Below are 23666 nucleotides of genomic sequence, written 5' to 3' on the forward strand. Positions count from 1 at the left end.
CGTCCATACGGGGGACGGGATCGCTCCCCACGGCCCCGGGACACGGCGGGCTGGTGCCCGACGGTCGTACACGCGCGCGCGTGGCTACGATGGGCCAGCCGGATGGCCAGCAGGGGCCACGCGGCGACACCGACCCTCGGGAAGGCCATGCTGAACAAGTACGCGCGTGCATTCTTCACGCGTGTCCTCACACCGTTCGCCGCGTTTCTGATCCGCAGGGGTGTCAGCCCCGACACGGTCACCCTCATCGGCACCGCCGGAGTGATCGCGGGCGCGTTGGTCTTCTATCCCCGGGGCGAGTTCTTCTGGGGCACGATCGTCATCACGCTCTTCGTCTTCTCGGACCTCGTCGACGGCAACATGGCCCGTCAGATGGGCCGCTCCAGCCGCTGGGGCGCCTTCCTCGACTCCACGCTCGACCGGGTCGCCGACGGCGCGATCTTCGGCGGGTTCGCCCTCTGGTACGCGGGCAAGGGCGACGACCTCGCGCTGTGCGCCGTCTCGATCTTCTGCCTGGCGAGCGGCCAGGTCGTGTCGTACACCAAGGCGCGCGGCGAGTCGATCGGTCTGCCGGTGGCGGTCAACGGACTGGTCGAGCGTGCCGAGCGCCTGGTGATCTCGCTGGTCGCGGCCGGTCTCTCCGGTCTGCACGCGTTCGGTGTGCCGGGCATCGAGGTCCTGCTGCCCGTCGCCCTGTGGATCGTCGCCGTCGGCAGCCTCGTCACCCTGATCCAGCGCGTCGTCACCGTCCGTCGCGAGTCCGCCGAGGCGGAGGCCGCGGCCGAGGCGGAGGCGGCCGCCGCGCCCGCGCAGGAGTCGCCGGACGCCGCCCGCAACAGCGAGGCGACCCCGTGAGCGCTCTGCGGGAGCGGGCGACCGACGGCCTGTACGGCCTCGGCTGGGCCACCGTCAAGAAGCTCCCGGAACCCGTCGCCGTACGCCTCGGCCGGACGATCGCCGACGCCACCTGGACGCGGCGCGGCCCTCTCGTGCGCCGCCTGGAGGCCAACTACGCGCGCGTGGTGCCGGGCGCGAGCCCCGAGCGCCTCGCCGCGCTGTCCCGCGCGGGCATGCGCTCCTACCTGCGCTACTGGATGGAGTCCTTCCGTCTGCCGGCCTGGAGCGAGGAGCGCGTCCGGACCGGATTCACGCCCAAGGACCTGCACCACCTCACCGACGGCCTCGCCTCCGGCCGGGGCGTGATACTCGCCCTGCCGCACCTCGCCAACTGGGACCTGGCCGGCGCCTGGGTCACCACCGAGCTGAAGACCCCGTTCACGACGGTCGCCGAACGCCTCAAGCCCGAGACGCTCTACGACCGCTTCGTCGCCTACCGCGAGGGCCTGGGCATGGAGGTCCTGCCGCACAGCGGAGGCTCCGCCTTCGGCACCCTCGCGCGACGACTGCGCGACGGGGGCCTGGTCTGCCTGGTCGCCGACCGCGATCTGTCCGCGTCCGGCGTCGAGGTCGACTTCTTCGGCGAGCCCACCCGGATGCCCGCCGGACCGGCCCTCCTCGCCCAGCAGACCGGCGCGCTGCTGCTGCCGGTGACACTCTGGTACGACGACTCACCGGTGATGCGGGGACGGGTGCACGCACCGATCGACGTACCCGAGTCAGGTACCCGCGCCGAGAAGACGTCCCTCATGACACAGGCGCTGGCCGACGCCTTCGCCACCGGCATCGCCGACCACCCGGAGGACTGGCACATGCTCCAGCGCTTGTGGCTCGCGGACCTGGACCCCGCGAAGAGCCCCGGGGCCGGTTTCGACGCCGGCTCCGAGGCCACGGGATCCGAGAAGGGGCGCCCGTGAGGATCGGGATCGTCTGCCCGTACTCCTGGGACGTGCCCGGGGGAGTCCAGTTCCACATCCGCGACCTGGCCGACCATCTCATCGGACTCGGTCACGAAGTGTCGGTCCTCGCCCCCGCCGACGACGACACGCCGCTGCCGCCGTACGTCGTCTCGGCGGGCCGTGCGGTCCCGGTGCCCTACAACGGCTCCGTGGCCCGCCTGAACTTCGGTTTCCTGTCGGCGGCGCGCGTACGGCGCTGGCTGCACGACGGCACGTTCGACGTGATCCACATCCACGAGCCGGCCTCCCCCTCGCTCGGCCTGCTGGCCTGCTGGGCCGCGCAGGGCCCGATCGTCGCCACCTTCCACACCTCCAACCCGCGCTCCCGGGCGATGATCGCGGCGTACCCGATCCTGCAGCCCGCGCTGGAGAAGATCAGCGCGCGGATCGCGGTGAGCGAGTACGCCCGCCGCACTCTGGTCGAACACCTGGGCGGCGACGCGGTGGTCATCCCGAACGGCGTCGACGTCGACTTCTTCGCCCGCGCCAAGCCCCGGCCCGAGTGGCAGGGCGACACCCTCGGTTTCGTCGGCCGCATCGACGAACCCCGCAAGGGGCTGCCGGTCCTGATGAAGGCGCTCCCGCGGATCTTCGCCGAGCGTCCGAAGACCCGGCTGCTGGTCGCCGGGCGCGGGGACGAGGAGGAGGCGGTGGAGACGCTGCCGAAGGAACTGCGCTCCCGCGTCGAGTTCCTCGGCATGGTCAGCGACGAGGACAAGGCCCGCTTCCTGCGCAGCGTCGACCTGTACGTCGCCCCCAACACCGGGGGCGAGAGCTTCGGCATCATCCTCGTCGAGGCCATGTCCGCGGGCGCTCCCGTCCTCGCCTCCGACCTCGACGCCTTCGCCCAGGTCCTGGACCAGGGCAGCGCGGGCGAACTCTTCGCCAACGAGGACGCGGACGCCCTCGCGACGGCCGCCGTACGCCTGCTCGGCGACCCGGACCGCCGTGCCGAACTCCGCGCCCGCGGCAGCGCCCACGTCCGGCGCTTCGACTGGTCCGTCGTCGGGGCCGACATCCTCGGCGTCTACGAGACGGTCACGGAGGGAGCGGCCTCGGTGGCGGCGGACGAACGAGGGGGACTGCGGGCGCGGTTGGGGCTGGCCCGGGACTGAGCACGCGGCGGCCGCGGCGCCCGGCGCGGGGCGCCGACGTCGTACGCGGCGGTGACGGGCGCCGGTAGTAGCCTTGCCGCCCGTGACTTCGACACTCATCTGGATCGCCGTCGTCCTCTTCGCGATCGGTCTCTATCTGAGCTGGACCGCGGGACGACTCGACCGACTGCACGCGCGCATCGACGCCGCCCGCGCCGCGCTCGACGCGCAGCTGCTGCGCCGTGCGTCGGTGGCCCAGGAGCTGGCCACCTCCGGGGTGCTGGACCCGGCCGCCTCGATCGTCCTCTACGAGGCGGCGCACGCGGCCCGGCAGGCGGAGGAGGAGCAGCGCGAGGTCGCCGAGAGCGAGCTGAGCCAGGCGCTGCGGGCCGTCTTCGAGGAGGCGCAGCAGGTGGAGGTGGTGCGGGAGGCGCCGGGCGGGGAGGACGCCGCGAACGAACTGGCCCAGGCCGTGCGCCGGGTGCCGATGGCGCGGCGCTTCCACAACGACGCGGTGCGTGCGGCGCGGGCGCTGCGGCGGCATCGCAAGGTGCGGTGGTTCCGGCTCGCCGGGCATGCCCCGTTCCCGCTCGCGTTCGAGATGGACGACGAGCCGCCGGCGGCTCTGGCGGACCGGGCGACGGCCTGACTTCCGGGCGCCTCATGGGTCGGGGGTGCCGGTGCGTGGGCGACTGCGGGTCGGGTCGGGGCTGGTCGCGCAGTTCCCCGCGCCCTTGAAAAGCCGGGGCTGCGGGCTTTTCGGGCCCGCAGGGCCGGTGGGTTTCAGGCCCGCAGGGCCTGATGCTTTTAGGGCGCGGGGAACTGCACGAGAAGCCCCACGCACCCGCACCCGCCGACGCACCCGCACAAAACGATCCACCGCCTCCCCATTGGCCCTTGCAGTGGCCTGTTCCCCTCGCGTTTCCTCGGGGATTGCAGAAACCTTCCCCCGAGCTTCCCCCGAGCGAGGTCAAACCCGTGTCCAGCACGCTCTCCCACTCCGCCCAGACCCCCGAGACCGGCACCGCCCGCGTGAAGCGCGGCATGGCCGAGCAGCTCAAGGGTGGTGTGATCATGGACGTCGTCACCCCCGAGCAGGCCAAGATCGCCGAGGACGCGGGCGCCGTCGCCGTCATGGCCCTGGAGCGGGTCCCCGCCGACATCCGCAAGGACGGCGGCGTGGCCCGGATGTCCGACCCCGACATGATCGAGGGCATCATCGAGGCCGTCTCCATCCCGGTCATGGCCAAGTCCCGCATCGGCCACTTCGTCGAGGCCCAGGTCCTGCAGTCCCTCGGCGTGGACTACATCGACGAGTCCGAGGTCCTCACCCCGGCCGACGAGGTCAACCACAGCGACAAGTTCGCCTTCACGACCCCGTTCGTGTGCGGCGCCACCAACCTGGGCGAGGCCCTGCGCCGCATCGCCGAGGGCGCCGCGATGATCCGTTCCAAGGGCGAGGCCGGCACCGGAAACGTCGTCGAGGCCGTCCGCCACCTGCGCCAGATCAAGAACGAGATCGCCCGTCTGCGCGGCTACGACAACAACGAGCTGTACGCCGCCGCCAAGGAGCTGCGCGCCCCGTACGAGCTGGTCAAGGAGGTCGCCGAGCTGGGCAAGCTGCCGGTGGTCCTCTTCTCCGCCGGTGGCGTGGCGACCCCCGCCGACGCCGCGCTGATGCGCCAGCTCGGCGCCGAGGGCGTCTTCGTCGGCTCCGGCATCTTCAAGTCCGGCGACCCGGCCAAGCGCGCCGCCGCCATCGTGAAGGCCACCACCTTCTACGACGACCCGAAGATCATCGCCGACGCCTCCCGCAACCTGGGCGAGGCCATGGTCGGCATCAACTGCGACACGCTCCCCGAGGCCGAGCGCTACGCGAACCGGGGCTGGTAAGCACCCATGAGCGACACCCCCGTCATAGGCGTCCTGGCTCTCCAGGGCGACGTACGGGAGCACCTCGTCGCCCTGGCCGCGGCCGATGCCGTGGCCAGGCCGGTGCGGCGCCCCGAGGAACTCGCCGAGGTGGACGGCCTCGTCGTCCCCGGCGGCGAGTCCACCACCATCTCCAAGCTGGCCGTGCTGTTCGGCGTGATGGAGCCGCTCCGCGCGCGCGTGCGCGACGGCATGCCCGTCTACGGCACCTGCGCCGGACTGATCATGCTCGCCGACAAGATCCTCGACCCCCGCTCGGGCCAGGAGACCATCGGCGGCATCGACATGATCGTGCGCCGCAACGCCTTCGGCCGTCAGAACGAGTCCTTCGAGGCGGCGGTCGACGTCAAGGGTGTGGAGGGCGCCCCCGTGGAGGGCGTCTTCATCCGCGCCCCCTGGGTCGAGTCCGTGGGCGCCCGGACGGAGGTGCTGGCCGAGCACGAGGGCCACATCGTCGCCGTGCGCCAGGGCAACGCCCTCGCCACGTCCTTCCACCCGGAGCTGACCGGCGACCACCGGCTGCACGCGCTGTTCGTGGAGATGGTGCGCGCGAACAGGGCGGCGGACTCCTTGTAGGATCTCTGGGGTTCGTTGCAGAGATGGGTTACGCGAAGGAGACAGGCAGATGTCCGGCCACTCTAAATGGGCTACGACGAAGCACAAGAAGGCCGTGATCGACGCCAAGCGCGGCAAGCTCTTCGCGAAGCTGATCAAGAACATCGAGGTCGCGGCCCGGATGGGCGGCGTCGACGTCGAGGGCAACCCGACTCTTTACGACGCCATCCAGAAGGCGAAGAAGCAGTCGGTCCCGAACAAGAACATCGACTCCGCGGTCAAGCGCGGCGGCGGCCTCGAAGCCGGTGGCGCCGACTACGAGACGATCATGTACGAGGGCTACGGTCCGAACGGCGTCGCGGTGCTCATCGAGTGCCTCACCGACAACCGCAACCGCGCCGCCTCCGACGTCCGCGTCGCCATGACCCGCAACGGCGGCTCGATGGCCGACCCCGGTTCCGTCTCGTACCTCTTCAACCGCAAGGGCGTCGTCATCGTCCCCAAGGGCGAGCTGTCCGAGGACGACGTCCTGGAGGTCGTGCTCGACGCGGGCGCCGAGGAGGTCAACGACCTGGGCGAGTCCTTCGAGGTGCTCAGCGAGGCCACCGACATGGTCGCGGTCCGCACCTCCCTCCAGGAGGCGGGCATCGACTACGACTCCGCCGAGGCCAACTTCGTCCCGACCATGCAGGTCGAGCTGGACGAGGAGGGCGCCCGGAAGATCTTCAAGCTGATCGACGCCCTGGAGGACAGCGACGACGTCCAGAACGTCTTCGCCAACTTCGACGTCAGCGACGACGTGATGGCCAAGGTCGACGCGTAACGCTCCGCGGACACGGCAACTCCGGCGGGCCGGTGGGACACACCCACCGGCCCGCCGCCGTTGTCGGTGGCAGCAGATAGCCTGCACGAACAGGCGAGGGAGTGGAGGGGGGCGCGTGCGCGTACTAGGGGTGGACCCCGGACTCACGCGGTGCGGTGTGGGCGTCGTCGAGGGAGTCGCCGGCCGGCCGCTCACCATGATCGGTGTCGGAGTCGTACGGACGCCCGCCGACGCCGAGTTGGGCCGGCGTCTCGTCGCGATCGAGCAGGGCATCGAGCAGTGGCTCGACGAGTACCGCCCCGAATACGTCGCCGTGGAACGGGTGTTCAGCCAGCACAACGTCCGGACGGTCATGGGCACCGCCCAGGCCAGCGCCGTCGCGATGCTGTGCGCCGCCCGCCGCGGCATCCCCGTCGCCCTGCACACCCCCAGCGAGGTCAAGGCCGCCGTCACCGGCAGCGGTCGTGCCGACAAGGCTCAGGTCGGCGCGATGGTCACCCGTCTTCTCCGGCTCGACGCACCCCCGAAGCCGGCGGACGCCGCCGACGCCCTCGCCCTCGCCATCTGTCACATCTGGCGGGCCCCCGCGCAGAACCGCCTCCAGCAGGCCGTCGCCCTGCACGCTTCGAAAGGCCGTACGGCATGATCGCTTTCGTCTCCGGCCCGGTCGCCGCCCTCGCCCCCGACTCCGCGGTGGTCGAGGTGGGCGGGATCGGCATCTCGGTGCAGTGCACGCCGGGCACCCTCTCCGGGCTGCGCATGGGCCAACCGGCCAAGCTGGCCACGTCCCTGGTGGTGCGCGAGGACTCGCTCACCCTCTACGGCTTCGTGGACGACGACGAACGCCAGGTCTTCGAACTGCTGCAGACCGCCAGCGGCGTCGGACCCCGACTGGCCCAGGCGATGCTGGCCGTGCACACCCCCGACGCACTGCGCCGGGCGGTCGCCACCGGTGACGAGAAGGCGCTGATCGCCGTCCCCGGCATCGGCAAGAAGGGCGCCCAGAAGCTGCTGCTGGAACTGAAGGACCGCCTCGGCGAGCCCGTCGGCGCCCCCGCGGTCGGCGCCCCGGTCACCCAGGGCTGGCGCGACCAGCTGCACGCCGCCCTGATCGGCCTCGGCTACGCCACCCGCGAGGCCGACGAGGCCGTGGCGGCCGTGGCCCCCCAGGCGGAGGCCGCCCCGGGCACGCCCCAGGTCGGGCAGCTGTTGAAGGCCGCCCTGCAGACCCTCAACAGAACGCGCTGAACATCGCCGGCCGGGCCCGCCGGCCCGCGCACCGCAGCTCCGACCGTCCGACCGCGACCACGACCACGACCACGAGGCACACGCAATGAACTGGGACGACACGACCGACGACACCGCCGCCGAGAGGCTGGTGGGCTCCGTCGCCGACCGTGAGGACCAGGCCGTCGAGGCCGCCCTGCGCCCGAAGGACCTGGGGGAGTTCATCGGCCAGGAGAAGGTCCGCGAACAGCTCGACCTGGTCCTGCGGGCGGCACGCGCGCGCGGCGCCACCGCCGACCACGTGCTGCTCTCCGGCGCCCCCGGCCTCGGCAAGACCACCCTCTCGATGATCATCGCGGCCGAGATGGGCGCCCCCATCCGGATCACCTCCGGCCCCGCCATCCAGCACGCCGGCGACCTCGCCGCGATCCTCTCCTCCCTCCAGGAGGGCGAGGTCCTCTTCCTCGACGAGATCCACCGCATGTCACGGCCCGCCGAGGAGATGCTCTACATGGCGATGGAGGACTTCCGTGTCGACGTGATCGTCGGCAAGGGCCCCGGCGCCACCGCCATCCCCCTCGAACTGCCGCCCTTCACCCTGGTCGGCGCCACCACGCGCGCGGGACTGCTGCCCCCGCCGCTGCGGGACCGCTTCGGCTTCACCGCGCACATGGAGTTCTACGAGCCCGCCGAGCTGGAGCGGGTCGTCCACCGCTCGGCGAACCTCCTCGACGTGGAGATCGACACGGACGGTGCCGCCGAGATCGCGGGCCGTTCCCGCGGCACCCCCCGTATCGCCAACCGTCTGCTGCGCCGCGTACGGGACTACGCGCAGGTCAAGGCCGACGGCTTCATCACCCGCGACATCGCCGGGGCCGCCCTCGCCGTCTACGAGGTGGACGCCCGGGGCCTGGACCGCCTGGACCGGGGCGTCCTCGAAGCCCTGCTCAAGCTCTTCGGCGGCGGACCGGTCGGCCTCTCCACGCTCGCGGTCGCGGTGGGGGAGGAGCGTGAGACCGTGGAGGAGGTGGCCGAGCCCTTCCTCGTCCGGGAGGGACTGCTCGCCCGGACCCCCCGCGGGCGGGTCGCGACCCCCGCCGCCTGGGCCCACCTCGGACTCACCCCGCCACGCGGTACGACCGGGGGAAACGGACAACAGGACCTGTTCGGGGCGTGACCCTCTCGTGACGGCGCGGTACTCGCCCGGCATGGAACCCCGGTGACATGCTGTGCGTTGTTCCATCACGGTGGACTCGCTTAGACTCCGCCGATGCCGCCCTTGACGGCAGCGCACATACCCCCAACCATCAGGCCGCTCGCCATCGCGGTCGTGTGAAGGAAGTTCCGACCCGTGAGTCTCGTGACCCTCCTCCCGTTCATCGTGCTCATCGGGGCCATGATCCTGATGACCCGATCGGCCAAGAAGAAGCAGCAGCAGGCCGCCGACATGCGGAACCAGATGCAGCCCGGTTCCGGCGTCCGCACGATCGGGGGTATGTACGCGACGGTCAAGGAGGTCAGCGAGGACACGGTCCTCCTCGACGCCGGGCCGGGCGTCGAGCTGCTGTTCGCGAAGAACGCCATCGGTGCCGTCCTCAGCGACGAGGAGTACAACCGCATCGTCCACGGCATCGAGCACGACCTGAAGTCCGACGTCGTCCCGGACGACGCCTCCTCCCTCACCGAGACCGACGAGCCCTCCGACGACGCTTCCGCCGCTTCCGACGACAAGCCCATCGACCTCGGCAAGAAGGACGCGTCCGACGACGCGGCCGACGAGACCGCCGAGGCGAAGGACGACGACGCCAAGTCCGTCGAAGCAGAGCCGAAGAAGACCGACGGCGAGTCCGACGCGAAGTAGTCACGTCCCGGGAGTGCGAGCGAGAACCGCCCGCGCCCCGGGAACGTGCCGTTTTCGCCCGGACTCCCGACACCAGTCATGGCCGCCGCCGCGCTGACCCCGCACGGCGGCCCGAGAGGGAGTACGAGAAGGTGGCAGCACCGAAGAAGGGCCGGAGCGCGAGCGCCCAGGGCAAGCCTGGGCGCGCGCTGGCCCTCATCCTGATCGCCCTAGTGGCGCTCACCGGGGGAATGTTCGCCTCCGGACACACCACTCCGCGTCTCGGCATCGACCTCGCCGGTGGTACGAGCATCACGCTCGAGGCGAGGAGCGGCCAGGAATCGGCGATCAACAAGACCAACATGGACACCGCGGTCGAGATCATGAACCGCCGTGTCAATGGTCTGGGTGTCTCCGAGGCCGAGGTCCAGACCCAGGGCGATCGCAACATCATCGTCAACATTCCCAAGGGCACGAACTCCAAAGAGGCCCGGGAGCAGGTCGGCACCACCGCGAAGCTCTACTTCCGTCCCCTGCTGCGGACCGACAGCGGCACGCCGACGCCGACCCCCACGCCGAGCGAGTCCTCCAGCGGCAGCGCCTCGCCCAGCTCCTCCGGTGACAAGGCCGCCGACGAGCCGGACAAAGCGACCTCGCCCGGGTCCTCCTCCCCGTCGGCCTCCGCCACCTCCCAGGGCCGCGCCGTGACCGACGCGCTCAAGGCCGACCCCACGCCGTCCTCCAGCGCCTCCGGCTCGGCCAAGGCATCGGAGTCCGCCAAGGCCACCGACGGCGCCTCGCCGAGCCCGACCCCGGACAAGGCCACACAGGCCCTCATCGACCGGTACAACGCCCTCGACTGCTCCGACCCCAAGCAGCGCGCCAAGCTCGGCAAGAGCAAGACCACCGACACGATCATCGCGTGCGGTCAGGACAACGGCGCCTGGAGCAAGTTCGTCCTCGGCCCGGTCGGCGTCGACGGCACGGACGTCACCAAGGCGCAGGCGCTCCTCGACACCCAGAACGGCGGCGGCTGGAAGGTCGTCATGGACTTCAACGACGCCGGTGGCAAGAAGTTCACCGAGGTCACGAAGGCGCTGGCGGCCCAGACCTCGCCGATGAACCAGTTCGCGATCGTCCTCGACGACGACGTCGTCTCGCACCCCCAGGTGACCAGCGCGATCACCGGCGGCAAGGCCGAGATCTCCGGCAGCTTCACCCAGCAGGAGGCCGAGAGCCTCGCCAACATGCTGTCGTACGGCGCCCTCCCGCTCACCTTCAAGACGGCGAGCGTCACCACGGTCAGCCCCGCGCTCGGCGGTGAGCAGCTGCACGCCGGTCTGATCGCCGGCGCCATCGGTCTGGCCCTGGTCATGATCTACCTGATCGTGTACTACCGCGGCCTGTCCCTCATCGCCATCGCCTCCCTGCTGATCTCGGCGGCCCTGACGTACGTGCTCATGGCCCTGCTCGGCCCGGCCATCGGCTTCGCGCTGAACCTGCCCGCGGTCTGTGGCGCGATCGTCGCGATCGGTATCACCGCGGACTCGTTCATCGTGTACTTCGAACGTGTGCGGGACGAGATCCGCGAGGGCCGCACCCTGCGCCCCGCCGTGGAGCGGGCCTGGCCGCGTGCCCGGCGCACCATCCTGGTCTCCGACTTCGTGTCGTTCCTCTCCGCCGCAGTGCTCTTCGTGGTCACCGTCGGCAAGGTGCAGGGCTTCGCGTTCACGCTCGGCCTGACCACGGTGCTCGACGTCGTGGTGGTCTTCTTCTTCACCAAGCCGCTGCTGACGCTGCTGGCCCGTACGAAGTTCTTCGGTGGCGGACACAAGTGGTCCGGCCTCGATCCGCAGCGACTGGGCGCCCGGCCCCCGCTGCGCCGTACCCGCCGTCCCGCCGTCCCCGCCGACCCGAAGGAGGCCTGAGATGTCGAAGCTCGGCGACCTCGGAGCCCGTCTCCACCGCGGCGAGGTCGGTTACGACTTCGTCGGCCACCGCAAGATCTGGTACGGCGTATCCATCCTGATCACCATCGCGGCCATCGGCGGCCTGATGTTCCGCGGGTTGACGATGGGTATCGAGTTCCAGGGCGGCGCCGTCTTCACCACACCGAAGACGAGCATCTCGGTGGCCCAGGCCGAGGAGTACGCGGAGTCGGCGTCCGGCCACGACGCGATCGTCCAGAAGCTCGGCAGTGGCAGCGAGGGCAGCCTCCGCATCCAGATCTCGGGCATCGAGACGGCCCAGGCCGACAAGGTCTCCGCGCAGCTGGCCGACGACATGAACATGAAGCCGGAGGACGTCACCGGTGAACTGGTCGGCCCCAGCTGGGGTGACCAGATCGCCAACAAGGCCTGGCAGGGTCTCGTCATCTTCCTGGTCCTCGTGGTGATCTATCTGGCGATCGCGTTCGAGTGGCGGATGGCCATCGCCGCGTTCGTCGCCCTGATCCACGACATCACCATCACGATCGGCATCTACGCCCTCGTCGGCTTCGAGGTGACGCCGGGCACGGTGATCGGTCTGCTCACGATCCTCGGTTACTCGCTCTACGACACGGTCGTCGTCTTCGACAGCCTCAAGGAGCAGACCAAGGACATCACCAAGCAGACCCGCTGGACGTACGCCGAGATCGCCAACCGTTCGATCAACAGCACCCTGGTGCGGTCGATCAACACCACGGTGGTCGCGCTGCTGCCGGTCGCCGGTCTGCTGTTCATCGGTGGCGGTGTCCTCGGCGCGGGCATGCTCAACGACATCTCGCTGTCGCTGTTCGTCGGCCTCGCGGCCGGTGCGTACTCGTCGATCTTCATCGCCACGCCGCTCGTCGCCGACCTCAAGGAGCGCGAGCCGCAGCTGAAGGCCCTCAAGAAGCGCGTCCTCGCCAAGCGGGCCCAGGCCGGGCAGGACGGCCCGGAGCCGGCGGCCGACGGCCCGTACGACGACGAGCCGGCGGGGGCCGCCCCCGCGGTGGTCGGCCCGCGCGCCCAGTCCGGAGGCCGCAGCCGCGGCCGGGGCGGTAAGCGGCGATGACCGACATCAAGGAGCTGCTGCTCAGCCGCATCCGTGACGTCGCCGACCACCCCGAGCCGGGCGTGATGTTCAAGGACATCACCCCGCTGCTCGCCGACCCGGCGGCGTTCACCGCGCTGACGGACGCGCTGGCGGAGCTGACGCTCCGGCACGGCGCCACGAAGATCGTCGGCCTGGAGGCCCGGGGCTTCATCCTGGGCGCCCCGGCCGCCGTCCGCGCGGGCGTCGGCTTCATCCCCGTACGCAAGGCGGGCAAGCTCCCCGGGGCCACGCTCAGCCAGGCGTACGACCTGGAGTACGGCTCCGCCGAGATCGAGGTGCACGCCGAGGACCTGATCGAGGGCGACCGCGTGATGGTCATCGACGACGTCCTCGCGACCGGCGGCACGGCCGAGGCGTCCCTGCAGCTCATCCGACGGGCGGGCGCCGAGGTCGCGGGCGTGGCCGTCCTCATGGAGCTGGGCTTCCTGGGCGGCCGCGCACGGCTGGAGCACGCCCTGGCCGGCGCTCCGCTGGAGTCGCTGATCCAGGTCTGAAAGCGGACCGGGTTCGCGAGTGTGTCCACGGTGCCTCCGAGGCGCGCCGGAAACGGCGTGTCACGGAGGCACCGTTCGCCGTTCTCCAAGGGCGTCACGGTCCGGCTGGATCAACCGCGACGGCACCCGGGACCGCACCTCCACGACCTCCGGTCACCCCGCGGAGGACGACACCGCCGCCTGACCGGCTCGGTGTCCGAAGGGTGCTGTGACCGCCGACGCCAGGTCCCGCGGACCCGGCCGGCACCCGTGACCACCCCGGCATCCCACCGAAGGCGGGCCCCATGGAATTCAGGGGCCCGCCTCTGGTGTTTCTCCAGTACACAGCCCTCCCGGTGGCCTGAAGGCGATCCCGGGACGCGGGATCGCTACCATGGGTGCTCCGGAGCCTGACCGGGGGACCCGGATCGCGCACGAGGAGTCCTCTTGGCAGACGAGGCCCAGCACCTGACCGCCGCCAAGCCCGAGTCCGCCTCGGGCCCCGCGGCCGAGCCCGCGCCGGACGCGACCGAGCCCGCGAAGCCCGCGACGGCGAAGTCCGCGCAGAGCCCGGTCGAGCACGCCCAGTCCGCGCCCGCAGACAAGGCCGCCGGCCCCTCGCGCCCCAAGCCGGACCCGGCCGAGAGCCCCGCTCCGGCGCCCCGCCCCGCGGCCACGGGTCAGCCCGCGCGCTCCGGCTCCTCCAACCGCGTACGCGCGCGCCTCGCCCGCCTCGGCGTGCAGCGCTCCAACCCGTACAACCCGGTCCTGGAGCCACTGCTGCGGATCGTGCGCGGCAACGACGCGAAGATCGAGACGTCGACGCTCCGCCAGATCGAGAAGGCCTACCAGGTCGCCGAGCGCTGGCACCGCGGCCAGAAGCGCAAGAGCGGCGACCCGTACATCACGCATCCGCTCGCCGTCACCACCATCCTCGCCGAACTGGGCATGGATCCGGCCACCCTGATGGCCGGGCTGCTGCACGACACCGTCGAGGACACCGAGTACGGCCTCGACCAGCTCCGCCGCGACTTCGGCGACTCGGTCGCGCTGCTCGTCGACGGCGTCACCAAGCTGGACAAGGTCAAGTTCGGCGAGGCCGCGCAGGCGGAGACCGTCCGCAAGATGGTCGTCGCCATGGCCAAGGACCCCCGCGTCCTGGTCATCAAGCTCGCCGACCGCCTGCACAACATGCGCACCATGCGCTACCTCAAGCGCGAGAAGCAGGAGAAGAAGGCGCGCGAGACCCTGGAGATCTACGCGCCCCTCGCCCACCGCCTGGGCATGAACACCATCAAGTGGGAACTGGAGGACCTCGCCTTCGCGATCCTCTACCCCAAGATGTACGACGAGATCGTCCGGCTGGTGGCCGAGCGGGCACCGAAGCGCGACGAATACCTGGCCATAGTGACCGACGAGGTCCAGCAGGACCTGCGGGCCGCCCGCATCAAGGCGACCGTCACCGGCCGCCCGAAGCACTACTACAGCGTCTACCAGAAGATGATCGTCCGCGGCCGTGACTTCGCGGAGATCTACGACCTGGTCGGCATCCGCGTCCTGGTGGACACCGTCCGCGACTGCTACGCGGCCCTGGGCACCGTCCACGCCCGCTGGAACCCGGTTCCGGGGCGGTTCAAGGACTACATCGCGATGCCCAAGTTCAACATGTACCAGTCGCTGCACACGACGGTCATCGGACCCAACGGCAAGCCCGTCGAACTCCAGATCCGTACGTTCGACATGCACCGCCGCGCCGAGTACGGCATCGCCGCGCACTGGAAGTACAAGCAGGAGGCCGTCGCCGGCGCCTCCAAGGTGCGCACGGACGCGCCCCGGAGCACCGGCAAGGACGACCACCTCAACGACATGGCGTGGCTGCGGCAGCTGCTGGACTGGCAGAAGGAGACCGAGGACCCGGGCGAGTTCCTGGAGTCCCTGCGCTTCGACCTGTCCCGCAACGAGGTGTTCGTCTTCACGCCGAAGGGCGACGTCATAGCGCTGCCGGCCGGCGCGACCCCCGTGGACTTCTCCTACGCGGTGCACACCGAGGTCGGCCACCGCACCATAGGGGCCCGCGTCAACGGACGGCTCGTCCCGCTGGAGTCGACCCTGGACAACGGCGACCTCGTGGAGGTCTTCACCTCCAAGGCGGCCGGCGCCGGACCGTCCCGGGACTGGCTGAACTTCGTCAAGTCCCCGAGGGCCCGCAACAAGATCCGTGCCTGGTTCTCCAAGGAGCGGCGCGACGAGGCCATCGAGCAGGGCAAGGACGCCATCGTCCGCGCGATGCGCAAGCAGAACCTGCCGATCCAGCGCATCCTCACCGGCGACTCGCTCGTCACCCTCGCCCACGAGATGCGCTACCCCGACATCTCCGCGCTCTACGCGGCCATCGGCGAGGGCCATGTCTCCGCACAGAGCGTCGTGCAGAAGCTCGTCCAGGCGCTCGGCGGCGAGGAGGCGGCCACCGAGGAGATCGACGAGACCGTACCGCCCACCCGGGGCCGCAGCCGCAAGCGCCGCGGCAGCAACGACCCCGGTGTCGTGGTCAAGGGCGTCGACGACGTCTGGGTCAAGCTCGCCCGCTGCTGCACCCCCGTCCCCGGCGACCCCATCATCGGCTTCGTCACCCGCGGCAGCGGCGTCTCGGTCCACCGCAACGACTGCGTCAACGTCGAGTCGCTCTCCCGGGAACCGGAGCGGATCCTGGACGTCGAGTGGGCGCCCACCCAGTCCTCGGTCTTCCTGGTGGCCATACAGGTCGAGGCCCTGGACCGCAGCCGGCTGCTGTCGGACGTCACCCGCGTCCTGTCCGACCAGCACGTCAACATCCTGTCCGCCGCCGTGCAGACCTCCCGCGACCGCGTCGCCACCTCCCGCTTCACCTTCGAGATGGGCGACCCGAAGCACCTGGGCCACGTCCTGAAGGCCGTACGCGGCGTCGAGGGCGTCTACGACGTGTACCGGGTGACCTCGGCGCGGCGGCCGTAGGCACGAGGCCGTGGGCACGACATCGGACATGTGAGAGGGGCTCCCGTACGACCGTACGGGAGCCCCTCTCACATGTACCGCATCGCAGGAAGCGCGTCAGCCGCCGAACTCCTGCAGACCCTTCAGCGCCTGGTCCAGCAGGGCCTGACGGCCGTCCAGCTCACGCTGGAGCTTGTCGGCCTTGGCGTTGTTGCCCTGGGCGCGGGCCGCCTCGATCTGGCCGCGCAGCTTGTCCACGGCGGCCTGCAGCTGACCCGTGAGACCGGCGGCACGGGCGCGGGCCTCCGGGTTGGTCCGGCGCCACTCCGTCTCCTCGGCCTCCTGGATGGCCCGCTCCACGGCGTGCATCCGGCCCTCGACCTTCGGGCGGGCGTCGCGCGGGACGTGGCCGATGGCCTCCCAGCGCTCGTTGAGCGAGCGGAACGCGGCACGGGCGGACTTCAGATCCGTCACCGGCAGGATCTTCTCCGCCTCCCCGGCCAGCTCCTCCTTGAGCTTCAGGTTCTCCGACTGCTCCGCGTCCCGCTCGGCGAACACCGAGCTGCGGGCGGCGAAGAAGACGTCCTGGGCGCCGCGGAAGCGGTTCCACAGGTCGTCCTCGTGCTCGCGCTGGGCGCGGCCCGCGGCCTTCCAGTCGGCCATCAGCTCGCGGTAGCGCGCCGCCGTGGGACCCCAGTCCGTCGAGTTCGACAGGCTCTCGGCCTCCGCGACCAGCTTCTCCTTGGTCTTGCGGGCGTCCTCGCGCTGCGCGTCGAGCTGCGCGAAGTGGGCCTTGCGACGCTTGGAGAACGCCGAGCGGGCGTGCGAGAAGCGGTGCCAGAGCTCGTCGTCGGACTTGCGGTCCAGCCGGGGCAGACCCTTCCAGGTGTCCACCAGCGCCCGCAGCCGCTCACCGGCGGAGCGCCACTGGTCGGACTGGGCCAGCTCCTCCGCCTCGGTGACCAGGGCCTCCTTGGCGTGCCGGGCCTCGTCGGACTGCTTCGCCCGCTGCTGCTTGCGCTCCTCACGGCGCGCGTCGACCGTCTCGACCAGCTTGTCCAGCCGCACCTTGAGCGCGTCCAGGTCGCCGACCGCGTGGTGCGCGTCCACCTGCTCGCGGATGTGGTCGATCGCGACCGACGCGTCCCTCGCCGACAGATCGGTGGTCTTCACCCGCTTCTCGAGGAGGCCGATTTCGACGACCAAGCCCTCGTACTTGCGCTCGAAGTAGGCCAGCGCTTCCTCGGGGGAGCCGGCCTGCCAGGAACCGACGACCTGCTCGCCGTCGGCCGTACGCACGTACACGGTCCCCGTCTCGTCGACGCGGCCCCACGGGTCGCTGCTCACAGCGCCTCCTCCACATGATGCCTGCTAGGGGCCTCAGTGCCCCCGGGCATCGTCCACAGTTTCGTCACGGCCAACATAGGCGACCGGCGGGTTGCCTGTCCGCATCCCGCGCGACCGAAATTTCACTGATGACGGTCAGGACTTCTTGACAGTCGCCTTGTTGATCACGACGGTCGCGTTGGGCGTCCCGTCACCCATGCCGGTGTTCTCCCCGGCCTTGGCGATCTTCGTCAGGACCTTCATCCCGGCCTTGGAGATCGTGCCGAACGGTGTGTAGTTGGCCGGCAGCGGGCTGTCCTGGAAGACGAGGAAGAACTGGCTGCCGCCGCTGTTCTTGCCCTCGCCCGTCTGCGCGTTGAACTGGTTGGCCATCGCGACCGTTCCCGCCGGGTACGTGTCGCCCTTCAGACGCGGGTCCTTGAGGTTCTCGTCCGGGATCGTGTAGCCGGGGCCGCCCATGCCGGTGCCCTGCGGGTCACCGCACTGCAGCACGTAGATGCCCTGCGTCGTCAGACGGTGGCACTTGGTGTGGTCCAGGTAGCCCTTGTTCACCAGGAAGTCGAACGAGTTGACCGTGTGCGGGGCCTTCGCCGCGTCCATCGTTATGGGGATGGAACCGCAGGTCGTCTCCAGATTCATCGTGTACGTCGCGGTCTTGTCGATCGTGATCGCGGGTTCCTTCTTGAAGGTGAGCTTCTCCACCTTGCCCGCGGCCGGCTTCTCGCACGGATCCGGCGCCTTGCTGGGGCTGGGCGAGGGGCTCTGCGACACCTCCGCGCCCGCGTTGTCCTTCTTGTCGTCGCCCTTCAGCACGTCGGTCGTGTACAGCGCCACGCTGCCCACCAGGATCACACCGAGCACCGAGGCGATCACGGCGTTGCGGACATGGGCCTTGCGCCGCGCGGACGTACGCCGCTGCTGCTGCCGCAAGAACTTCTCCCGGGCGAGCTGACGCCGCCGCTGATCCTGGCTGACCACGGGGTTCTCTCCTCATACGTCTCGTCCGCCGACAGATCTGCCGCGCGTCCGTCGAGTCGACTGATTGCGTGTGACCCGTACCGTATATGGGTTCGCTGAGGAAACGGCAGCGCCGGTAGGCTCTGATCCACAGCAACCCACCACCCTCGTAGGCCACAAGAAGGACGATCGTGCTCATTGCCGGGTTCCCCGCCGGGGCCTGGGGGACCAACTGTTATCTGGTCGCCCCCGCCGCCGGTGAGGAGTGCGTGATCATCGACCCGGGCCACCAGGCCACCCAGGGAGTCGAGGAGACGCTGAAGAAGCATCGGCTCAAGCCCGTCGCCGTCGTCCTCACCCACGGCCACATCGACCATGTGGCCTCGGTCGTCCCGGTGTGCGGCGCACACGACGTGCCGGCCTGGATCCACCCCGAGGACCGGTACATGATGAGCGACCCCGAGAAGGCGCTCGGCCGTTCCATCGGCATGCCGCTCATGGGCGAGCTGACCGTGGGGGAGCCCGGTGACGTCAGGGAGCTGACCGACGGCGCGAAGCTGGAGCTGGCCGGGCTGGAACTGGCCGTCTCGCACGCGCCGGGCCATACCAAGGGGTCGGTGACCTTCCGGATGCCCGAGAACACGGAGATCCCCTCGGTGTTCTTCTCCGGGGATCTGCTGTTCGCCGGCTCCATCGGACGCACCGACCTGCCCGGCGGTGACATGGCCGAGATGCTCGACTCGCTGGCCCGTGTGTGCCTGCCGCTCGACGACTCGACCGTGGTGCTGTCCGGCCACGGCCCCCAGACGACCATCGGCCAGGAGCGCGCCACCAATCCGTATCTGCGGCAGGTGGCCGCCGGCGGCCAGGGAGCGGGTCCGACGACCCCTCCACGACGAGGAATGTGACGAGAGACCTCCCGTGAGCACCTTTCAGGCCCCCAAGGGCACGTACGACCTGATCCCGCCGGACAGCGCCAAGTACCTGGCCGTCCGCGAGGCCATCGCCGCCCCGCTGCGCGACTCCGGCTACGGCTACATCGAGACGCCCGGCTTCGAGAACGTCGAGCTGTTCGCCCGCGGGGTCGGTGAGTCCACCGACATCGTGACCAAGGAGATGTACGCCTTCGAGACCAAGGGCGGCGACCGGCTCGCCCTGCGCCCCGAGGGCACCGCCTCCGTGCTGCGCGCGGCGCTGGAGGCCAACCTGCACAAGACGGGCAACCTGCCGGTCAAGCTCTGGTACTCCGGCTCGTACTACCGCTACGAGCGCCCCCAGAAGGGCCGTTACCGCCACTTCTCCCAGGTGGGCGCCGAGGCGATCGGCGCCGAGGACCCGGCGCTGGACGCCGAGCTGATCATCCTGGCCGACCAGGCGTACCGCTCGCTGGGCCTGCAGAACTTCCGCATCCTGCTCAACAGCCTGGGTGACAAGGAGTGCCGTCCCGTCTACCGGGCCGCGCTCCAGGACTTCCTGCGCGGCCTCGACCTCGACGAGGACACCCTCCGCCGCGCCGACATCAACCCGCTGCGCGTCCTCGACGACAAGCGCGAGTCGGTGCAGAAGCAGCTCGGGGACGCCCCGCTGCTGCGCGACTACCTGTGCGACGCCTGCAAGGCGTACCACGAGGAGGTCCGTGAGCTGATCACCGCGGCGGGCGTCGCCTTCGAGGACGACCTCAAACTGGTGCGCGGCCTCGACTACTACACCCGGACGACCTTCGAGTTCGTCCACGACGGTCTCGGCTCCCAGTCCGCGGTGGGCGGCGGCGGCCGCTACGACGGCCTCTCCGAGATGATCGGCGGCCCCGCCCTGCCGTCGGTCGGCTGGGCCCTCGGCGTCGACCGCACGGTCCTCGCCCTGGAGGCGGAGGGCGTCGCACTCGAACTCCCCGCCACCACCAGCGTGTACGCGGTCCCGCTCGGCGAGGAGGCCCGTCGCCTGCTCTTCGCCAAGGTCACCGAACTGCGCAAGGTGGGCATCGCCGCCGACTTCGCCTACGGCGGCAAGGGCCTCAAGGGCGCGATGAAGAACGCCAACCGCAGCGGCGCGCGCTACACGGTCGTAGCCGGGGAGCGCGACCTCGCCGAGGGTGTCGTCCAGCTCAAGGACATGGAGTCCGGTGAGCAGGTCGCCGTCGGCGTGAACGAGATCGTGGCCGAACTGGAGGCACGGCTCGGCTGAGTCGAACCCTTGTCGCCCCTGCCGCCCTTTACGGGTGGCAGGGGCGACTTTTACGTCCAGTGAACGGTCCGGGCGCGAGGGTGTACGGCACAATGACCGTGCCCCAGCGGCCCCTTCGACGCTACGGAATCGACGGAATCGACGTGATGAGCAAGACGACAGTCAGGGACGTCTCGACCACCGACCGCGCACACACCGAGGCCCCTCGCACGGTGGGCGGCAGCCGCGCCTTCGCGATCCTGCTGCTGATCACCGGCGCGGCCGGACTGCTCGCGTCCTGGGTCATCACGATCGACAAGTTCAAGCTGCTGGAGGACCCGAACTTCACACCGGGCTGCAGCCTCAACCCCGTGGTCTCCTGCGGCAACATCATGAAGAGCGACCAGGCGTCCGTCTTCGGGTTCCCGAACCCGATGCTCGGGCTCGTCGCGTACGGCATCGTCATCTGCGTCGGCGTGAGCCTGCTCGCCCGGGCCACCTACCCGCGCTGGTACTGGCTGACCTTCAACGCGGGCACCGCCTTCGGCGTCGGCTTCGTGACCTGGCTGCAGTACCAGTCGCTGTACAACATCAACTCGCTCTGCCTGTGGTGCTGCCTCGCCTGGGTCGCCACGATCCTGATGTTCTGGTACGTCACGTCCTCCAACATCCGCAGCGGCCTCCTGCCCGCCCCCGGCTGGCTGAAGGGCTTCTTCGGCGAGTTCACCTGGGTCCTGCCCGTGATGCACATCGGCATCATCGGCATGCTGATCCTGACCCGCTGGTGGGACTTCTGGACCAGCTGACGGGCCTCCTCCGGGAGCGGCCGCCGGGCCGGCCCGAGTGTCAGTGGCGTGACATAGGGTTTTCCGTGTGGAGCCTGATCTGTTCACCGCCGCCGCAGAAGAACGCCAGGAGAAGGACCCGGCCGCCAGCCCCCTGGCCGTACGGATGCGTCCGCGCACCCTCGACGAGGTCGTGGGCCAGCAGCATCTGCTGAAGCCGGGTTCGCCCCTGCGCCGACTGGTCGGCGCGTCCGGCGGCGGACCGGCCGGCCCCTCCTCGGTGATCCTCTGGGGCCCGCCCGGCACGGGCAAGACGACCCTGGCGTACGTGGTCTCCAAAGCCACCAACAAGCGTTTCGTGGAGCTCTCCGCGATCACCGCCGGGGTCAAGGAGGTCCGCGCGGTGATCGAGGGCGCGCGCCGCGCCACCGGCGGCTTCGGCAAGGAGACCGTCCTCTTCCTCGACGAGATCCACCGCTTCAGCAAGGCCCAGCAGGACTCCCTGCTCCCGGCCGTCGAGAACCGCTGGGTCACCCTGATCGCGGCGACGACGGAGAACCCGTACTTCTCGGTGATCTCCCCCCTGCTGTCCCGCTCCCTCCTCCTCACCCTCGAACCCCTCACCGACGACGACCTGCGCGGCCTGCTGCGGCGCGCGCTGACCGACGAGCGCGGCCTCAAGGGTGCCGTCACCCTCCCCGAGGACACCGAGGCGCACCTGCTGCGGATCGCGGGCGGTGACGCCCGCCGCGCGCTGACCGCCCTGGAAGCCGCGGCAGGCGCGGCCCTCGACAAGGGGGAGGGCGAGATCGGTCTCCAGACCCTGGAGGAGACCGTCGACCGCGCCGCCGTGAAGTACGACCGCGACGGCGACCAGCACTACGACGTGGCCAGCGCCCTGATCAAGTCCATCCGGGGTTCGGACGTGGACGCCGCGCTGCACTACCTGGCGCGGATGATCGAGGCCGGTGAGGACCCCCGGTTCATCGCCCGACGGCTGATGATCTCCGCCAGCGAGGACATCGGCCTCGCCGATCCCCACGCCCTGCCCATAGCCGTCGCCGCCGCCCAGGCCGTCGCCATGATCGGCTTCCCCGAGGCCGCGCTCACCCTCAGCCACGCCACCATCGCCCTCGCCCTGGCCCCGAAGTCGAACGCGGCGACGACGGCCATCGGCGCCGCGATGGAGGACGTACGCAAGGGTCTGGCCGGTCCCGTGCCCCCGCACCTGCGGGACGGGCACTACAAGGGCGCGGCCAAGCTGGGCCACGCCCAGGGATACGTGTACCCGCACGACCTCCCCGAGGGGATCGCCGCCCAGCAGTACGCGCCGGACGAGATCCAGGGGCGGGAGTACTACGCCCCGACCAGGCACGGAGCCGAGGCCCGGTACGCCGACGCGGTGGAGTGGACCAGGAAGAACCTCGGTCGGAAGCAGTCCTGAACCCCCTGTAGACTCCTCCCAGTGCTGCGTCCCGTGTCCGGCTCCGGTCGGCGCCTCAGGCGGGACATCCAGCCGGATCTTCACGATCCAGGAGCGTCGCGCACCGTCGTAGGTGTCGCGGGCAGCCCACCACCACTCGGAGTCCCGGGACAGGTCGGTGGGCCGTTCGTGTGCTGCACGTATGTGCCCAGACCAGGGGAGCGGCTACCCGACAGGTCCCGAGCGGACCCGGCGGGATTCCCCGGCTGCGGATGCGACCTCCCGTAACCCTGAGGCAGCCGAATTGAAGGAAAAGGAAAAGAAGTGGCGAACCAGTCCCGCCCCAAGGTCAAGAAGTCGCGTGCCCTCGGCATCGCGCTGACCCCGAAGGCCGTCAAGTACTTCGAGGCCCGCCCCTACCCGCCGGGTGAGCACGGCCGCGGCCGCAAGCAGAACTCGGACTACAAGGTCCGTCTGCTGGAGAAGCAGCGTCTGCGCGCGCAGTACGACGTGTCCGAGCGTCAGCTCGTCCGCGCCTACGAGCGTGCCTCCAAGGTCCAGGGCAAGACCGGTGAGGCCCTGATCATCGAGCTGGAGCGTCGTCTCGACGCGCTGGTCCTGCGTTCGGGCATCGCCCGCACGATCTACCAGGCCCGCCAGATGGTCGTCCACGGCCACATCGAGGTCAACGGCCACAAGGTCGACAAGCCGTCCTTCCGCGTCAAGCCGGACGACGTCGTCATGGTCCGTGAGCGCAGCCGCCAGAAGCCGCTGTTCGAGGTCGCCCGCGAGGGTGGCTTCGCCGCGGACGGTGAGACCCCCCGCTACCTGCAGGTGAACCTCAAGGCCCTGGCGTTCCGCCTGGACCGCGAGCCCAACCGCAAGGAAGTTCCGGTCATCTGCGACGAGCAGCTCGTCGTCGAGTACTACGCCCGCTGATCCCCTCCCAGGGTCTTCGACGGTCGTAGGACACACGCACCGAGCGTCAGCCCGTCGTCCCCCCGCCCTTCTGGCGGGCGGGGCGGCGGGCTCTCGCCTTCCCGCGGCGAGGCGTCGCCGAGGGCCTGCCGGATAGGCATTAATGCGGTACTGAGCGATCGCTGCGGCGCGATAGGCTCGGGACACGAGTTTCCGACGTTCAGG

Annotated in this window: 22 protein-coding genes; 20 read left to right on the top strand and 2 right to left on the bottom strand. The window is 70.3% G+C overall.

What is annotated here, in order from left to right; translation table 11 throughout:
- Positions 1-102: 102 nt before the first annotated feature.
- From pgsA to PYR72_RS39075, 15 genes are all read left to right on the top strand, one after another.
- Positions 103-855: a phosphatidylinositol phosphate synthase gene (gene pgsA / locus PYR72_RS39005; protein WP_275459660.1), complete on the top strand. Its 753-nt coding sequence runs from the start codon at positions 103-105 to the stop codon at positions 853-855.
- Entirely contained in the window at positions 852-1814 is a 963-nt protein-coding gene (locus tag PYR72_RS39010; RefSeq protein ID WP_275459661.1) for a phosphatidylinositol mannoside acyltransferase, read from the top strand. Before pgsA ends, PYR72_RS39010 begins: the two co-directional genes overlap by 4 nt.
- The gene (locus PYR72_RS39015; protein WP_275459662.1) at positions 1811-2971 is read left to right on the top strand and encodes a glycosyltransferase family 4 protein; all 1161 of its coding nucleotides are present in this window, start codon (positions 1811-1813) and stop codon (positions 2969-2971) included. Before PYR72_RS39010 ends, PYR72_RS39015 begins: the two co-directional genes overlap by 4 nt.
- A gap of 82 nt (positions 2972-3053) precedes the next feature.
- Complete coding sequence (locus PYR72_RS39020; RefSeq protein ID WP_275459663.1) at positions 3054-3599, top strand: hypothetical protein; 546 nt, start codon at positions 3054-3056, stop codon at positions 3597-3599.
- Positions 3600-3928: 329 nt separating this feature from the next.
- Complete coding sequence (gene pdxS, locus PYR72_RS39025) at positions 3929-4843, top strand: pyridoxal 5'-phosphate synthase lyase subunit PdxS (RefSeq protein ID WP_275459664.1); 915 nt, start codon at positions 3929-3931, stop codon at positions 4841-4843.
- Positions 4844-4849: 6 nt separating this feature from the next.
- On the top strand, positions 4850-5458 hold the full coding sequence (pdxT, locus tag PYR72_RS39030) for a pyridoxal 5'-phosphate synthase glutaminase subunit PdxT (protein WP_275459665.1): 609 nt from the start codon (positions 4850-4852) through the stop codon (positions 5456-5458).
- 49 nt (positions 5459-5507) lie between these two features.
- Complete coding sequence (locus tag PYR72_RS39035) at positions 5508-6260, top strand: YebC/PmpR family DNA-binding transcriptional regulator (protein WP_275459666.1); 753 nt, start codon at positions 5508-5510, stop codon at positions 6258-6260.
- 115 nt (positions 6261-6375) lie between these two features.
- Complete coding sequence (ruvC, locus tag PYR72_RS39040; protein ID WP_275459667.1) at positions 6376-6906, top strand: crossover junction endodeoxyribonuclease RuvC; 531 nt, start codon at positions 6376-6378, stop codon at positions 6904-6906.
- A complete protein-coding gene (gene ruvA / locus PYR72_RS39045; protein ID WP_275459668.1) occupies positions 6903-7508 on the top strand; it encodes a Holliday junction branch migration protein RuvA in 606 nt (201 codons plus the stop codon). The genes ruvC and ruvA overlap by 4 nt, the downstream gene beginning before the upstream one ends.
- A gap of 85 nt (positions 7509-7593) precedes the next feature.
- Positions 7594-8664 carry a Holliday junction branch migration DNA helicase RuvB gene (ruvB, locus tag PYR72_RS39050; protein ID WP_059081911.1) on the top strand — a complete coding sequence of 357 codons (1071 nt, stop codon included), beginning with the start codon at positions 7594-7596 and terminating at the stop codon, positions 8662-8664.
- Between the two features lie 174 nt (positions 8665-8838).
- On the top strand, positions 8839-9348 hold the full coding sequence (gene yajC, locus PYR72_RS39055; protein ID WP_275459669.1) for a preprotein translocase subunit YajC: 510 nt from the start codon (positions 8839-8841) through the stop codon (positions 9346-9348).
- 131 nt (positions 9349-9479) lie between these two features.
- Positions 9480-11255, top strand: a complete 1776-nt coding sequence (gene secD, locus PYR72_RS39060; protein WP_275459670.1) for a protein translocase subunit SecD — start codon at positions 9480-9482, stop codon at positions 11253-11255.
- 1 nt (position 11256) lies between these two features.
- Positions 11257-12363, top strand: a complete 1107-nt coding sequence (secF, locus tag PYR72_RS39065) for a protein translocase subunit SecF (RefSeq protein WP_275459671.1) — start codon at positions 11257-11259, stop codon at positions 12361-12363.
- The gene (locus PYR72_RS39070) at positions 12360-12899 is read left to right on the top strand and encodes an adenine phosphoribosyltransferase (RefSeq protein ID WP_013005011.1); all 540 of its coding nucleotides are present in this window, start codon (positions 12360-12362) and stop codon (positions 12897-12899) included. The genes secF and PYR72_RS39070 overlap by 4 nt, the downstream gene beginning before the upstream one ends.
- 426 nt (positions 12900-13325) lie before the next feature.
- On the top strand, positions 13326-15869 hold the full coding sequence (locus PYR72_RS39075) for a bifunctional (p)ppGpp synthetase/guanosine-3',5'-bis(diphosphate) 3'-pyrophosphohydrolase (protein WP_275459672.1): 2544 nt from the start codon (positions 13326-13328) through the stop codon (positions 15867-15869).
- Between the two features lie 96 nt (positions 15870-15965).
- Here the strand turns inward: PYR72_RS39075 and PYR72_RS39080 are convergent, their stop codons facing one another.
- Both PYR72_RS39080 and PYR72_RS39085 read right to left on the bottom strand, forming a co-directional pair.
- Positions 15966-17195, bottom strand: coding sequence for a DUF349 domain-containing protein (locus PYR72_RS39080; RefSeq protein ID WP_275459673.1), 1230 nt, complete (start codon positions 17193-17195; stop codon positions 15966-15968).
- Positions 17196-17330: 135 nt separating this feature from the next.
- Positions 17331-18173, bottom strand: a complete 843-nt coding sequence (locus tag PYR72_RS39085; protein ID WP_275459674.1) for a peptidylprolyl isomerase — start codon at positions 18171-18173, stop codon at positions 17331-17333.
- A gap of 170 nt (positions 18174-18343) precedes the next feature.
- On the opposite strand from PYR72_RS39085, the gene PYR72_RS39090 reads away from it, so the two are divergent.
- The 5 genes from PYR72_RS39090 (at position 18344) to rpsD (ending at position 23462) form a co-directional block, all read left to right on the top strand.
- The gene (locus PYR72_RS39090; protein WP_275459675.1) at positions 18344-19060 is read left to right on the top strand and encodes an MBL fold metallo-hydrolase; all 717 of its coding nucleotides are present in this window, start codon (positions 18344-18346) and stop codon (positions 19058-19060) included.
- Positions 19061-19073: 13 nt separating this feature from the next.
- Positions 19074-20336, top strand: a complete 1263-nt coding sequence (gene hisS, locus PYR72_RS39095) for a histidine--tRNA ligase (protein WP_275459676.1) — start codon at positions 19074-19076, stop codon at positions 20334-20336.
- 146 nt (positions 20337-20482) lie between these two features.
- Entirely contained in the window at positions 20483-21121 is a 639-nt protein-coding gene (locus PYR72_RS39100) for a vitamin K epoxide reductase family protein (RefSeq protein WP_275459677.1), read from the top strand.
- Between the two features lie 67 nt (positions 21122-21188).
- Positions 21189-22544 carry a replication-associated recombination protein A gene (locus tag PYR72_RS39105; RefSeq protein WP_275459678.1) on the top strand — a complete coding sequence of 452 codons (1356 nt, stop codon included), beginning with the start codon at positions 21189-21191 and terminating at the stop codon, positions 22542-22544.
- A gap of 303 nt (positions 22545-22847) precedes the next feature.
- Complete coding sequence (gene rpsD, locus PYR72_RS39110; protein ID WP_005485453.1) at positions 22848-23462, top strand: 30S ribosomal protein S4; 615 nt, start codon at positions 22848-22850, stop codon at positions 23460-23462.
- Positions 23463-23666 lie beyond the last annotated feature (204 nt).

Source organism: Streptomyces sp. VNUA24 (assembly GCF_029167005.1).
In the GTDB taxonomy this organism is placed as follows: domain Bacteria; phylum Actinomycetota; class Actinomycetes; order Streptomycetales; family Streptomycetaceae; genus Streptomyces; species Streptomyces scabiei.

What these genes read in the sequence shown, in the direction of transcription:
- pgsA (WP_275459660.1), top strand. Translation starts at nt 103, where the DNA reads ATGGCCAGCAGGGGCCACGCGGCGACACCGACCCTCGGGAAGGCCATG.
- pdxT (WP_275459665.1), top strand. Translation starts at nt 4,850, where the DNA reads ATGAGCGACACCCCCGTCATAGGCGTCCTGGCTCTCCAGGGCGACGTA.
- PYR72_RS39035 (WP_275459666.1), top strand. Translation starts at nt 5,508, where the DNA reads ATGTCCGGCCACTCTAAATGGGCTACGACGAAGCACAAGAAGGCCGTG.
- ruvA (WP_275459668.1), top strand. Translation starts at nt 6,903, where the DNA reads ATGATCGCTTTCGTCTCCGGCCCGGTCGCCGCCCTCGCCCCCGACTCC.
- ruvB (WP_059081911.1), top strand. Translation starts at nt 7,594, where the DNA reads ATGAACTGGGACGACACGACCGACGACACCGCCGCCGAGAGGCTGGTG.
- secF (WP_275459671.1), top strand. Translation starts at nt 11,257, where the DNA reads ATGTCGAAGCTCGGCGACCTCGGAGCCCGTCTCCACCGCGGCGAGGTC.
- PYR72_RS39070 (WP_013005011.1), top strand. Translation starts at nt 12,360, where the DNA reads ATGACCGACATCAAGGAGCTGCTGCTCAGCCGCATCCGTGACGTCGCC.
- PYR72_RS39100 (WP_275459677.1), top strand. Translation starts at nt 20,483, where the DNA reads ATGAGCAAGACGACAGTCAGGGACGTCTCGACCACCGACCGCGCACAC.